The 11,841-nt window shown below is 72.6% G+C and carries 10 protein-coding genes and 2 pseudogenes; 10 read left to right on the top strand and 2 right to left on the bottom strand.

The features are described from left to right. Positions 1-247: 247 nt before the first annotated feature. A complete protein-coding gene (locus ACI1MP_RS33165) occupies positions 248-514 on the top strand; it encodes an acyl carrier protein (protein WP_404870278.1) in 267 nt (88 codons plus the stop codon). Positions 515-655: 141 nt separating this feature from the next. Here ACI1MP_RS33165 and ACI1MP_RS33160 read toward each other — a convergent pair. After that, a pseudogene (locus tag ACI1MP_RS33160) lies at positions 656-3,780 on the bottom strand (Tn3 family transposase). Positions 3,781-3,796: 16 nt separating this feature from the next. On the opposite strand from ACI1MP_RS33160, the pseudogene ACI1MP_RS33155 reads away from it, so the two are divergent. Then, a pseudogene (locus ACI1MP_RS33155) lies at positions 3,797-4,105 on the top strand (transposase); the annotation flags it as partial. A gap of 96 nt (positions 4,106-4,201) precedes the next feature. Here the strand turns inward: ACI1MP_RS33155 and ACI1MP_RS33150 are convergent. Beyond that, the gene (locus ACI1MP_RS33150) at positions 4,202-4,885 is read right to left on the bottom strand and encodes a GNAT family N-acetyltransferase (protein ID WP_404870277.1); all 684 of its coding nucleotides are present in this window, start codon (positions 4,883-4,885) and stop codon (positions 4,202-4,204) included. A gap of 266 nt (positions 4,886-5,151) precedes the next feature. Between ACI1MP_RS33150 and ligD the strand changes: the two genes are divergently transcribed. From ligD to ACI1MP_RS33110, 8 genes are all read left to right on the top strand, one after another. Further along, positions 5,152-6,084: a non-homologous end-joining DNA ligase gene (gene ligD, locus ACI1MP_RS33145; RefSeq protein WP_404870867.1), complete on the top strand. Its 933-nt coding sequence runs from the start codon at positions 5,152-5,154 to the stop codon at positions 6,082-6,084. A gap of 132 nt (positions 6,085-6,216) precedes the next feature. Continuing rightward, positions 6,217-6,405, top strand: coding sequence for a DUF1508 domain-containing protein (locus tag ACI1MP_RS33140; protein WP_043907943.1), 189 nt, complete (start codon positions 6,217-6,219; stop codon positions 6,403-6,405). Between the two features lie 218 nt (positions 6,406-6,623). Then, positions 6,624-7,736 carry an NUDIX hydrolase gene (locus ACI1MP_RS33135; protein WP_404870276.1) on the top strand — a complete coding sequence of 371 codons (1,113 nt, stop codon included), beginning with the start codon at positions 6,624-6,626 and terminating at the stop codon, positions 7,734-7,736. 43 nt (positions 7,737-7,779) lie between these two features. Beyond that, a complete protein-coding gene (locus tag ACI1MP_RS33130) occupies positions 7,780-8,166 on the top strand; it encodes a DUF6188 family protein (RefSeq protein WP_404870275.1) in 387 nt (128 codons plus the stop codon). A 149-nt stretch (positions 8,167-8,315) separates the two neighbouring features. Then, the gene (locus tag ACI1MP_RS33125) at positions 8,316-9,083 is read left to right on the top strand and encodes an HAD family hydrolase (protein ID WP_189271662.1); all 768 of its coding nucleotides are present in this window, start codon (positions 8,316-8,318) and stop codon (positions 9,081-9,083) included. 230 nt (positions 9,084-9,313) lie between these two features. Beyond that, the gene (locus ACI1MP_RS33120) at positions 9,314-10,501 is read left to right on the top strand and encodes a DUF5685 family protein (RefSeq protein WP_404870274.1); all 1,188 of its coding nucleotides are present in this window, start codon (positions 9,314-9,316) and stop codon (positions 10,499-10,501) included. A 29-nt stretch (positions 10,502-10,530) separates the two neighbouring features. Next, positions 10,531-11,055, top strand: coding sequence for a GNAT family N-acetyltransferase (locus tag ACI1MP_RS33115; protein WP_387995098.1), 525 nt, complete (start codon positions 10,531-10,533; stop codon positions 11,053-11,055). Positions 11,056-11,148: 93 nt separating this feature from the next. Continuing rightward, positions 11,149-11,790: a class I SAM-dependent DNA methyltransferase gene (locus ACI1MP_RS33110; protein WP_404870273.1), complete on the top strand. Its 642-nt coding sequence runs from the start codon at positions 11,149-11,151 to the stop codon at positions 11,788-11,790. Positions 11,791-11,841 lie beyond the last annotated feature (51 nt).

Raw genomic sequence — 11,841 nt, 5'->3', positions numbered from 1 at the left:
ATTTCTGCGAATCACCCACCGCAACTATCGTCACGCTCAGCTACAAAGCACTTCGCCGTAGCTATGCGAGCGAGGCTCGGTCGGCGGCGGCAGGGGCGTCGCGCAGGCGCTGGGCCGTGACCACTTGATCCCCGAGGCTGATGTCCGATTCCGCCACGAAGCAGTCTCGTTTCCGGAATGATCACGTGCGGTGTCGTGTGACGGCTGCCGTAACACCACACCATCCGCAACCAGGAGAGGGGATCGCATGTCCACGATCGCAGAGCGCGTGATCAAGATCGTCGCCGAGCAGCTCGGAGTGAAGGAAGAGGAGGTCACCCGAGAGAAGTCCTTCGCCGATGACCTCGGTGCGGATGAGCTGTCCATCAGGGAGATCCTCAAGGCTGTGGAAGACGAGTTCGACCTGAAGATCACCCGCGACGGAGACGACCTGGACCAGACGCTCAGCGAGGACGAAGCGCGGCTGAGCACCGTCCAGGCGGTTATCGGCTACGTCAACGAGCACAAGGCCTGAGCCCGGTCCCGTGCGATCGAAGGCCCTGATCTCCCTGATCAGGGCCTTCGCCCCGTCGATTGCCGTCCCCCGAGCCGGGGCCCGCGCACCGGCCCAACGGCACCCCGGCGTGCCAGTTCTTCGCGGTGCGCCCCGTTGGGGCTACTCCCCTGCCTGTTCCTCGTCGTCCACCGCGTCCGGATCGCGCAGCGGGCGCAGGCCGTTCTCGGGCTGGGAGGCGGTGAAGGCGTACCGGCCCAGGACGTTCAAGTGGCCGGCCTTGAGCGGGGACAGGCGGGCCAGGTCCTCCTCGGCGATGTGTGGCCGGCCCGCTGGAGCTCGGTGACTGCGGCGTCCAGGTAGCGGGTGTTCCACAGCACCACGGCGTTCAGCACGAGGCCGAGGCTGGCGAGCTGGTCTTCCTGACCGTCGCGGTACGCCTGGTGGATGTGTCCGCGCTTGCCGTGGCAGATCGCCCTCGCGAGGGTGTGGCGGGACTCCTGGACGGTGAGCTGGCGGTTCATCCGCCAGCGGTAGGTGTCGTCCACCGGGTCGACCAGGTCGAAGAGGTGGAAGGTCTTCTCGATCCGGCCGTACTCGGCGAAGCCCTGGCCCAGCGGGGTGGGGTGGCCCTCGCGGCCGAACATCCGCAGCAGGTCGTAGGCGCGGACCTGGTTGGTGATCAGCGATCCGGCCACCCGCAGCATGTCGGGCCACTGCTCGCGGATCTTCTTGAGGTTGACCTTGTTGCGGGCGATGGCCTCCAGCGGCCCGTAGCCGGGCTGCGACTGGTCGCCGGGGATGTCGGCGCGCCAGAACCGCTGGTCGGCCAGGTCGCGGAAGCGCGGCGCGAAGCGGAAGCCGAGCATCTTGAAGATCCCGAACACCATGTCGGAGTACGAGGCGTGGTCGGTCGCCACCATCTCCGGGCGCACGCCGCCGTCCAGGTTCAGCAGGGTGTCCAGGATGAACAGCGAGTGGCGCGGGGTGCCGGGCACCAGCATCGCGCCGATCCCCGAGACCTGGTCATTGAGTGCGTTTAGCCAGGTCAGACCCCTCTTCTGGCCGAAGTACTTGGGTGAGGGCGCCGAGTTGATGCTGCGCTTGGGCACCACGAACCGCAGCCCGTCGACCGAGGCGAGCAGGCCCCCGCCCCAGGACTGCGCGAGCGGCACCCTGGCCTGGGCGGCGATCAGCGCCGCGTTCGCCGCCGCGATCGTGTCGGTGCGCAGGTAGTTCTGGTCGACGTGGGAGAGCCGGTCGCGGGTCAGCTCCGGGTAGGCCGGGTTGGTCACCGGGGTCAGCCCGATGTTGCAGCTCTCGGAGACCAGCAGCGCCACCAGGCTGACCGGCAGGCCCTCCATCCGGGTCGCTCTGGTGGACACGTGGGTGAAGGCGTCCAGGAACCCGGTCCAGGAGTGCACCTCGAACAGCAGGTCCGGCAGGTCGATGCGCGGCAGCATCGCCAGCGTGGTCCTGCGCAGCCACCGCAGCGACTCGCTCTCGCCGAGCGCGCCGAGCTTGTCCACGCTCAACCGGGCCCGGCCGCCGTCCGGCGGCACCACGATCTCCACCTTCGCCGCCGGCCCCGCCTCCTCCAGCCGGGCCGCCATCTGGCGCCAGGCCGCGTCCAGGCCCCGGGTCAGGCTCTCCAGGTGCTCGTCCACGCCCTGCTGCAGGCTCAGGCCGGCCAGCACCTCGTCGCGCACCGCCTCCCACCGGGCGCCGTCCAGCAGCCGGGCCCGCGGGTCCGACCAGCGGTTCGACGGCGAGGCGAAGACGTCGCGGCGGGTCAGCGCGCGGTGCAGCTGCTCCAGCACGCACACCACGTAGGCGTCGCGGTCCACCGCGCCCTCGGGCAGTGCGGTGTTGGAGTACACCGCCTTCCTCCACGCGGGCGGCACCAGCTCGGCGTCGATCTCCTTGGGCAGCAGCGGGCGCTGGGCGACCTTGCGCCGGGCCAGCACCGGCAGCCGGCGCACCGCCTTCAGCACCCGCCGCCCGCCCTGCGCGGCGCCCAGCGCGTCGCTCTCGCCCAGCAGCGCCAGGAACGGCCGCACTGTGTTGTAGCGGCCGGTCAGCTGCTGGCGCAGCGCGATCTCCGCCGACCCGTCGTCCTCGGGGACCAGCTGCTCGACCACCCGCACCGCGTTGTTCACCGCCGCGCGGGAGGCGACCTCCTCCACCGCCCGCCACAGCGCGGCCACGTCCAGGTCGGCGCCGGCCTCCTCGGTCAGCTCCAGCTGCCCGACCAGCACCCGAGCGGCCTTGGCCAGGGTCCGCGACGCCTTCTCCAGGTGAGGCAGCATCACCAGCCGCTCCCGGTCCGAGGCCCGCTTGGACGGGCCGATCAGCCGGGTCGCCATCAGCAGGGCGAACAGGTCCAGCGCGTCGTCGATCGCCGCGGCCTCCAGGCTTCGCACCACCGCGGTCAGCAGCGCGGTCCGCTTCGGCTCCACGGTCCGCTCCAGCGTCTGGGCCTTCGAGGCGAGGCCGTAGCGGGCCAGCGTGGAGAGCCGGTTCACCGGCACCCGCGTCAGGTTCACCCGCCCGAGCTGGAACGCGGAGATCTCGTTCACCCGGTCCAGCGCCCGCGCCATCGCGGTGCCCGTCGTACGGGTCGGCGGCCGGCGAAGCCGCTCCAGCTCCGAGATCCGTGCGCCGTCCGGCACCTCCAGCAGTCGCACCAGCTCCGCCGCCAGCGCCGGATCGGCCCGGTGAGCGGCCCTGGAGACCGTGGTGAACAGCCGCTTCTCCGCCACCGCCCGGGCCTCCGAGACCTGCCGGGCCAGCACGCTCACACCCGGCAGCAGCACCCGGTTGCGCCGCAGCCACGCCACCGCGTGGTTGAACAGTGCCACCGGTCCCTCGGCGTGCGTCCAGGCTCGGCCGTGCAGGAAGGTCCGGAACTCCCGGCCCCACGCAGGGTTCTCGTACTCGTGGTAGCCGTAGGCGTCCCGGATCTCCCAGGCGTGCTCGTACGGCGTCATCTGCCGCTCGGTGTACCGCTTCACGCACGAGGCGTCCTCGGTGCCCAGCTGCTCGGCCAGGTAGTCCACCACCGCCCACGGCACGTCCAGCGGGTCCGGCAGGAACACCCCCACGTACCGGACCGTGCAGATCTGCAGGGCGAAGCCCAGACGGTTGTGGTCACCCCGCCGTTTCGAGATCAGCAGGCGGTCCTCGTCATCGAGGAAGAAGAATCGCTCCGGCTCAGGGCGGGTCGGCACCTCCTTGAAGGTGCCGTAGGACGCAGCCTGATCATCAGTCAAGAACTCAACGGGCACGACCACCGACCGTACGCACGCAACTACACGCCACGAGGGCGGTTTACCGAACCGCGATCAAGAACTTACCGCCACTGACCTGGGCCGGGGCCTTAGCGCTAACCGCTGTACCGCTACTACTCAGGACCGGATCCGCTGGCGCGTTGAGCAGACCTTCGGGATCATGTCCCGGTACCGGCGGCTCCATCGCGACTACGAGGAACTGCCGGACCGGTCACGCTCGATGATCCAATGGGCCATGGTGAACTCCATGGCCAACCGGCTGACCGCCAGCTCGGACAGAACCGGGCAATACCTCCGCCCGAAACCGCTCGCAGCAGCCTAAATCGGTATCGAACACCCTCTGACAGGGGGCCGTGATTGGAGGCCAATCCGCACGAGTACGCCGTGCGTGGTTGCGGACAGGCCGCGTGAGTGAGTCCTACCTGTTGGAGGGAACCGCCGGCCGCCGGGCGATCAGGACGTCGGCTTCGTGGTGCCAGCCCAGGGAGGAGTAGAGGCGCTGGCCCTCCGCACTGGCGATGAGAAGACCGGTACGGGCGCCGCGGGCCACGGCGGCCGCCGCCAGAGTGCTCATCATGGCGCGGCCCAGGCCGCGTCGGCGGTGCGCCGGGTCTGTCTCGATGCGATCGGCGATCGCGTCGGGGCCGATCACGGCGATGGTGCCGCGCGCTGCGATCTCTCCGGAGGGGCCGTGGACGGAGACGACCGTGACTGCTCCCTCCGTGCGGACCTCGCTCTCGTACGGCGCGGCGGGTGCGTGCTGCGGGTGCTCGGTCAGATCGGTCGTCATGAACCACTCGGACCGGTGGAGCAACTCCAGTCCGGCAGCGCTGACGACGGCTTCGACGGCGCGTGGGCGCAGCGTGGGCACCGTGAGCCAGGTGATCTGCTGCGCGGCGGCGACGGATGCCGCCAGCCGTTCCAAGGATTCGGGGTCCTCATCCGCACGCAGCGCGAACACCTCGACCTCACGGCCGGGTTGGTCGCACTTGGACCGCAGGCCGTCCCCAGCAGACTCGGCCGGCTCGGCCTCAGGCAGCGAGCGGGCTACGGTCCAGCCGTTCAGCCAACGTCGTATCAGCTCTGGTTCGATCCTCGTCATCCGGCGATTAGAGCATGACCGCAACCGGTGGACGGGCGAACGACCATCCTCCGTCGTCCGCCGCCCCCTCCATGTTCCGGTCGGTGCGAAACCGGCACAGCTGGCAGTGGGTCAGAGAAACGTCCTCTTCTCGGTCATCGCTTTGCGTATTCACTGGCCGCGAACGGCGGCAGCTGACGGTGCGCCGGCAGAGCGGACAGGGCCGCCAAGCGGGTTCGGGTGGGGCGGTGGGTGGAACGGGTGGCGGGGTGAGCGATGGTGGAGTGATGTTGGCGGTGTCGAGCAGCCGTCGGGTGTTCGACGAGGGGTGGGTGTTGGAGCGGAAGTGGGACGGGATTCGGGCGCTGGCGGTGCGGGACGGGGACCGGGTGACTCTGCGGTCGCGGACCGGGCAGCAACTGGAAAGCGCTTACCCGGAGCTGGTGGCGGCCCTCGCCGCACAGCCGGTGCCCAGGTTCGCGGTGGACGGCGAGATCGTCGCCTTCGAGGGCGGCCGGACCAGTTTCGCCCGGCTCCAGCAGCGGATGGGGCTGCACGATCCGGTCCGGGCGCCGGCCAGCGGCATCGCCGTCGACTACGTGCTGTTCGACCTGCTGGCCCTGCAGGGGCACGACACCACCGGCCTTCCGCTCCTCGATCGCAAGCAACTCCTCGCCGAGGCGGTGGAGTTCGACGCACCGCTGCGGCTGTCCGAGTTCACCGTCGCCGAGCCGGGCGTCCCCGTCCCGCTCGCCGAGGCGTGCGCGCACGGCTGGGAGGGACTGATCGCCAAGCGCGCCGCCGGGCGGTACCTGGCGGCCCGGTCCGGCGACTGGCTGAAGCTCAAGTGCGAGCGGGGGCAGGAGTTCGTGGTCGGCGGCTGGACCGATCCGGCGGGCAGTCGGGAGGCGTTCGGCGCTCTGCTGATCGGCTATCACGAGCACGGCCGGCTGCGCTACGCGGGAAAGGTCGGCACCGGATTCGACACCCGTACGCTGCACGCCCTGCACGGCGCCATGCTCCAACTCGCCTCCCCCGTCAGCCCGTTCGACCCTACCGAGGACGTTCCGCAGCGCACGTCGCACTGGGTGCGGCCGGAGCTGGTGGTGCAGGTCGGCTTCACCGAGTGGACCCGCGACGGCCGCCTCCGGGCACCCCGCTACCAGGGTGTCCGCACCGACCGCCCGGCGGCCGAGGTGGTCCGCGAGCCCCCGGCCTGAGCCCCCGATCTGAGGCCCCGACCGTCGTCCCGCCCGGGGCTGCATCCGATGGCCGATCCGACGCGCGACGCTCCCGGGCAGTCCGTACGGTGCCGTTGCGGGGGGCTTCCCGAGCGAGAGGTACGCACTGGCATGGCTGGCAAGTTCGAGCTGTACGTGGACGACATGGGCAACCACCGCTTCCGCCTGAAGGCGGCCAACGGCGCGATCGTGGTGACCGGAGACCCGGAGGAGTCCCGCGAGCAGTGCCTGAAGAGCATCGAGTCGATCCGGAAGCTCGCGCCGTACGCGCAGCTCCAGGAGACCGGCGCGAACGCCTGACCCGGACGGCGCTCCCCGCGCCCGCGCGGCGCGAGCGCCCGACCCGGACCGCTGCCGCCCGATACGCGCGGCAGCACACCGGGCCCCCGCGCGGGCCCGGAGTGGCGAGCCTGTGACCGACCCGAAGGGTTGTCACGGGCTCGTCGTCATGACGGTTCGCGCGCCCGGTGCTGCGGCATGCTGGGAACGGCGAAGCGGACCGGGCGAGGGGGTTGACGATGGCGGGGCGTGAACTGCTGGCGGCGGCGGGGGTGCTGTTCCCGGACGAGCAGGGGCGGGTGATGGTGGCCCGGGTGTCGTACCGGACGAAGCACCCGATCGAGGTGCCGGGCGGCGGCTGGGACGCGTCCGATCCGTCGCCCCGGTACACCGCCGTCCGGGAGATCCAGGAGGAGCTCGGCATCACCCCGGTGCTGCGCGAACTCGCCTGCCTGGACTGGTCCCGGGACCACCACCGGCCGCCCATCGCGGCGTTCCTGTACTGGGCCGACCCGCTCACCGAGGCGCAGCGGGCGGCGATCCGGCTGGAGGCCGAGGAGTTGGACGCGCTGGTGTACCTGACGCCCGACCAGCTGCTGTCGGCGCTGCCGCCGCTGCTCTCCCGGCGGGTCGGCTCGTGCGCGCTGGCGCCGCGTTCGGCCGCGCCGCTGGAGCTCGCGGACGGCCTGCCGGCCGGTCACACCGCCCGGAACCTGCGGCCGTGGCCCGCGCCCCCGTACACCGGCCCCGCCGGGATCGCGTCGCTGCTGCCGCCCGGCGGCGACCGGCCCGCTCCGCCGCCGCCGATGGACCGCGAGACGTACTACGCGAGCCGGCCGCGGATCCGGGGGAAGGCGCGGATGCTGTTCACGGACGAGCGCGGCCGGGTGCTGCTGGTGCGGTTGACGCCGTGGAACGGCGAGTCCGCGTGGGTGCTGCCCGGCGGCTCGATCGAGGCGGACCGCGAGCTGCCCCGGGAGGCCGCCCGGCGGGAGACCCTGGAGGAACTGGGCTGGCGGCGCGAGCCGGGCCGGTTGCTGGCGATCGACTGGGTGCCCGGCCTCGACGACCAACTCCCGCGCACCGTCCTGGTGTTCGACGGTGGGACGGTGACGTCCGAGCTGCTGTCGACGATCCGCCTCCAGGAGGACGAGCTCGCCGAGTGGGGACTGTTCACCCCCGAGGAGGCACGGCGCCTGCTGCACGGGCCCGCCGGGCGGCGGATGGCCGCGTGCCTGGCCGTCCGCGACCTGCCGCCCGACGCCGGTCCGGCCGAACTGCTGGACGGCGTGCCCGAGTCCGGTTCGCCGTCGGTCGCCTCGGTCACCCACCCGGGCGGGTCGCACGGGTAGCCGGGCCCCCGACCCGGGAAGGATCAGCGGCAGGGAGGTACGGATGGAACGATCGACGGAGCCGGGCCTGGGCCTGGACGGGTGCGCGGTGCGGTCGCTGGGCGGCGGCGACCGGCTGGTGCTGCGCCTGGACGGCGGGCTGCTGCTGACGGTGCGCAACGACTTCCGGCTGCTGCGCGGCGCGAAGGTCGACCACTTCTACCCCGCGCTCGGCGTCACCCCGTCCGGCGCGCTCGGCACACTGACGGACGCCACGGTCACCCGGGCAACCGTCACCCCCGCCGGGGGCCTGCACCTCGTCTTCGACACCGGGCACACGCTCGCCGTGGCCCCCGATCCGGCCCCCGACGGCCCCGTCCACCCGTGGCAGCTCGCCTCCCCCGACGGCGTCCTCTTCACCGGCGGACCGGACGGCGGGCCCGCCGCGTGAACGGGCCCGCCGCGCGAACGGGCCCGCCGCGTGAACGGGCCTGCTGCATGGACGGGCCTGCTGCCTGAGCAGGCGCGCTGCCGCCCGGCTGCGCGGCAGGTCACGGGGGTGGAGGTCGGGCCGGACGTCGGACTCGTTACGCTCCAACGATGATCATTTCGCCCGCCCGTACCACGGTCTTCGACATCGACGGCACCCTCTGCTTCGACGGCAGGTCGATCGACCCCCGCATCCTCGCCGCCCTCGACGCCTGTGAGCGGGCCGGCCACGAGCTGGTCTTCGCCTCCGCCCGACCGATCCGCGACCTGCTCCCCGTGCTGGAGGGCGCGTTCCCGTCCGCGACGCTGATCGGCGGCAACGGGAGTCTGGTCTCGGTCGGCGGGCGGGTCCGGATGCGCGCCGCGTTCTCGACCGGGAGACTCGCCGAGCTGCTGGCCGAGCTCGAACGGTTCAAGGCCGGCTACCTCGCCGACGGCCCGTGGGACTACGCGTACACCGGCCCCGCCGAGCACCCGATCCTCGACCGGATCGACCAGAACCGGGTGGCCCGCCGCGTCGAGGTCGCCGAACTCCCCGCCGTGGTGAAGCTCCTGGCGGTCTCCGCGACCGACCTGCACGCCCTCGCCGAGTCCTGCCGCGCCCTCGGCATGTCCGTCAACCACCACGTCGACGAGGCGATCGTCGACTTCGCGCCCGGCACCACCGACAAGCGGGAGGCCCTCGTCTCCCTGGGCATCGACCACTACAACGCCTTCGGCAACGACATCAACGACCGCACCCTGCTCCAGCACGCCCGCCACGCCGTCCGGGTCGGCGCCCACCCCGCCCTCGACGGCCTCGCTGCGGCGACCGTCGCCGCGCACCCGGAGGACGTCGCCGCGGAGATCCTGCGGCTGGCCGCGACGCCGGCCGCCTGACGCTCGCCGTCACCGACCCGCGCCGTCATCACCCCGCACCGTGACCGGCCGGCACCGTGACCGGCCCGCACCGTGACCGGCCCGCACCGTGACCGGCCCGCACCGTGACCGGCCCGCACCGTGACCGGCCGGCACCGTGACCGGCCCGGGGCCGGAACCTCGGCAGGTGGGAACGCGTCACTAGGATGGCGGCCGGTCGGGATGGCCGGCCGTAGAGGGGGGCGGGGGCATTGTTCGGGATCATCAGGCCGTGTCGGCACCGACTGTCGGAGCGGCTGCACGCTTCGTGGCTGGCGCACCTGTGCGGGTTGTGCCTGGCGCTGCGGGACGATCACGGGCAGTTGGCGCGGACGGCGACCAACTACGACGGCCTGGTGATCTCGGTGCTGGTGGAGGCGCAGTCGCCGCGCGCCGCCGACCGCCGCACCGCGGGCCCGTGCCCGCTGCGCGGGATGCGGACGGCGCCGGTGGCGCGCGGCGAGGGGGCGCGGCTGGCGGCGGCGGTCTCGCTGGCGCTGGCCTCGGTGAAGGTCCGGGACCACGTGCTGGACGGGGACGGGGTGTTCGCGCGCCGGCCGGTCGCGGCGGGGGCGCGGCGAATAACCCGGCGGTGGGAGCGGCAGAGCACGGGCAGCGCGGCAGCGGTCGGGTTCGACACCGGGGTGCTGCTGGCGGCGGCCGGACGCCAGGAGGAGGCCGAGCGGCTGGTGACGGCGGGCGGTCCGCTGCTGCTGGCGACCGCGCCGACCGAGGAGGCGACGGCAGCGGCGTTCGCCCACACGGCGGTGCTGGCGGGCCGTCCGGGCAACGCCGCGGCGCTCGCCGAGGCCGGCCGCCTGTTCGGGCGGTTGGCGCACCTGCTGGACGCGGCCGAGGACCGGCAGCAGGACGAGGCGCAGGGCCTGTGGAATCCGCTGTCCGTGTCGGGCACCTCGCAGGAGGAGGCGCGGCGGCTCTGCCGGGACGCCGTGCACGGCATCAAACTCGCCCTGGCGGAGGTCGAGTTCACCGACCGGGCGCTGGTGCACCGTCTGCTGGCGCACGAGACCGGCGAGGCGGTGGACCGGGTCTTCGGCCGCGCCGGGCACATCTGCGCGAGCACCGCGCCGCCCGGTACGGACCCCGACGCGCCCGCCGATCCGGACCTGCCGCCGTCCGGCCCGCAGAAGCCGCGCCGGGACACGATCGTGGGCTGCGCGGTCTGGTTGACGATGGCCTGCACGTGCCAGCTGCTGTGCTGCGAGCACGACAATCCGTTCTCCCGGGAGCGCCAGAAGGGGTTCTGTCAGCGCAACTGCGACTCCTGCTGCGACTGTTGTGACTGCTGCAACGGCTGCGACCCGGAGTGCTGCCAGTGCTGCTCCTGCGACGACGGCTGTTGCAGTGGGTGCGACTGCGGCGGATGCGACTGCTCGTAGCCCGCGACCGGAAACGAATGGAGCACATCATGGGTGACACACCGGAGTTCACGACGGCCGAACTCGCCGACTGGGGCTGGCCGGAGGTCCGGGCGCTGGGCGGCGGTGCGGCCGACCCGTTCGAGACCGGGTCGCTGAACGTGACGTGGCGTCCCAAGGACCGGCACTTCGGGGTGTGGCACGAGGGTCGGGTGGTCGCGCACGCCGGGTTCGTGGTGGCGCCGGTGGAGGTCGGCGGGCAGCGCTTCGACGTCGCGGGCATCGGCGGCGTCATCGTCGATGCGGCCATGCGCGGCCACGGCCTGGCCCGGCTCGCCGTCACCGGCGCGCTGGACGCCGCCCGCGCCGACGGCCTCGACCGGGCCCTGCTGTTCTGCCTGCCGGACCGCGCGCCGCTCTACGCCCACCTCGGCTGGCTGCCCCTGCCCACCCCCGTGACGGCCGATCAGCCCGACGGCCCGGCCGCCGTCCCGATCGGCGCGATGTGGAAGTCGCTGACACCCGAGGCCGGTTGGCCCGAAGGCCCGGTCCGGCTGCACTCGCTGCCGATGTGACCTGCTTCGATGCCCGCCGTGGCGCCCCGCCGCCGAACGACTGCAATCCGGCGGCGGGGAAACGGAGTTGAGCCCTGGGCTACGGTGGCGGGCATGACCACGGACGACTGGCTGACGGACATCCGGGACTCCTACGACACCGTCGCGGCCGACTACGCCGACCGCATGCGCGGGGTGCTGGCCGGAGCGCCGTACCTCCGGGCGGCGCTGGCCCTGTTCGCCGAGCTGGTGCACGCCGACGGGGGCGGGCCGGTGGCGGACGTGGGCTGCGGTCCCGGACACGTCACCGCTCACCTGCACGGGCTGGGCCTCGACGCGTTCGGCATCGATCTGTCGCCCGCGATGATCGACGTGGCCCGCCGTGACCGTCCCGACCTGCGGTTCGAGGTGGGCTCGATGACGGACCTCGACCTTGCCGACGGGTCGGTCGCCGGGCTGCTCGCGTTCTGGTCGCTGATCCACCTGCCCGACGACGCGGTACCCGCGGTCTTCGACCGGTTCCGGCGGGTGCTGCGTCCCGGCGGGCCGCTGCTGGTGGGCTTCCACGTCGGCACCGGGTCCCGGCTGAAGACGCAGGGCTACGGCGGCCACCCGATGAGGGTCCACGTCCACCGCCGCCGACCCGACCGGGTGGCGGCCTGGCTGCGCGACGCCGGGTTCACGGTGGAGGCCCACCTGCTGACCGACCCCGACGCGGAGGTGCCGGGGGCACTGCTCTTCGCCCGTCGGCCGTGAGCCGCCGACCGTGAGCCGCTTTCGCGAGCCGACGACCGTGAACCGACGGTC

The sequence above is a fragment of the Kitasatospora griseola genome (assembly GCF_044999035.1).
Lineage (GTDB): Bacteria > Actinomycetota > Actinomycetes > Streptomycetales > Streptomycetaceae > Kitasatospora > Kitasatospora griseola.
This window is presented reverse-complemented; position numbering and strand designations above follow the sequence as displayed.

Excerpts from the sequence above, each read along its gene's own strand:
- ACI1MP_RS33165 (WP_404870278.1), top strand. The coding sequence starts at position 248 with ATGTCCACGATCGCAGAGCGCGTGATCAAGATCGTCGCCGAGCAGCTC.
- ACI1MP_RS33130 (WP_404870275.1), top strand. The coding sequence starts at position 7,780 with ATGGAACGATCGACGGAGCCGGGCCTGGGCCTGGACGGGTGCGCGGTG.
- ACI1MP_RS33110 (WP_404870273.1), top strand. The coding sequence starts at position 11,149 with ATGACCACGGACGACTGGCTGACGGACATCCGGGACTCCTACGACACC.
- ACI1MP_RS33150 (WP_404870277.1), bottom strand. The coding sequence starts at position 4,885 with ATGACGAGGATCGAACCAGAGCTGATACGACGTTGGCTGAACGGCTGG.
- ACI1MP_RS33135 (WP_404870276.1), top strand. The coding sequence starts at position 6,624 with ATGGCGGGGCGTGAACTGCTGGCGGCGGCGGGGGTGCTGTTCCCGGAC.
- ligD (WP_404870867.1), top strand. The coding sequence starts at position 5,152 with ATGTTGGCGGTGTCGAGCAGCCGTCGGGTGTTCGACGAGGGGTGGGTG.
- ACI1MP_RS33140 (WP_043907943.1), top strand. The coding sequence starts at position 6,217 with ATGGCTGGCAAGTTCGAGCTGTACGTGGACGACATGGGCAACCACCGC.
- ACI1MP_RS33115 (WP_387995098.1), top strand. The coding sequence starts at position 10,531 with ATGGGTGACACACCGGAGTTCACGACGGCCGAACTCGCCGACTGGGGC.
- ACI1MP_RS33125 (WP_189271662.1), top strand. The coding sequence starts at position 8,316 with ATGATCATTTCGCCCGCCCGTACCACGGTCTTCGACATCGACGGCACC.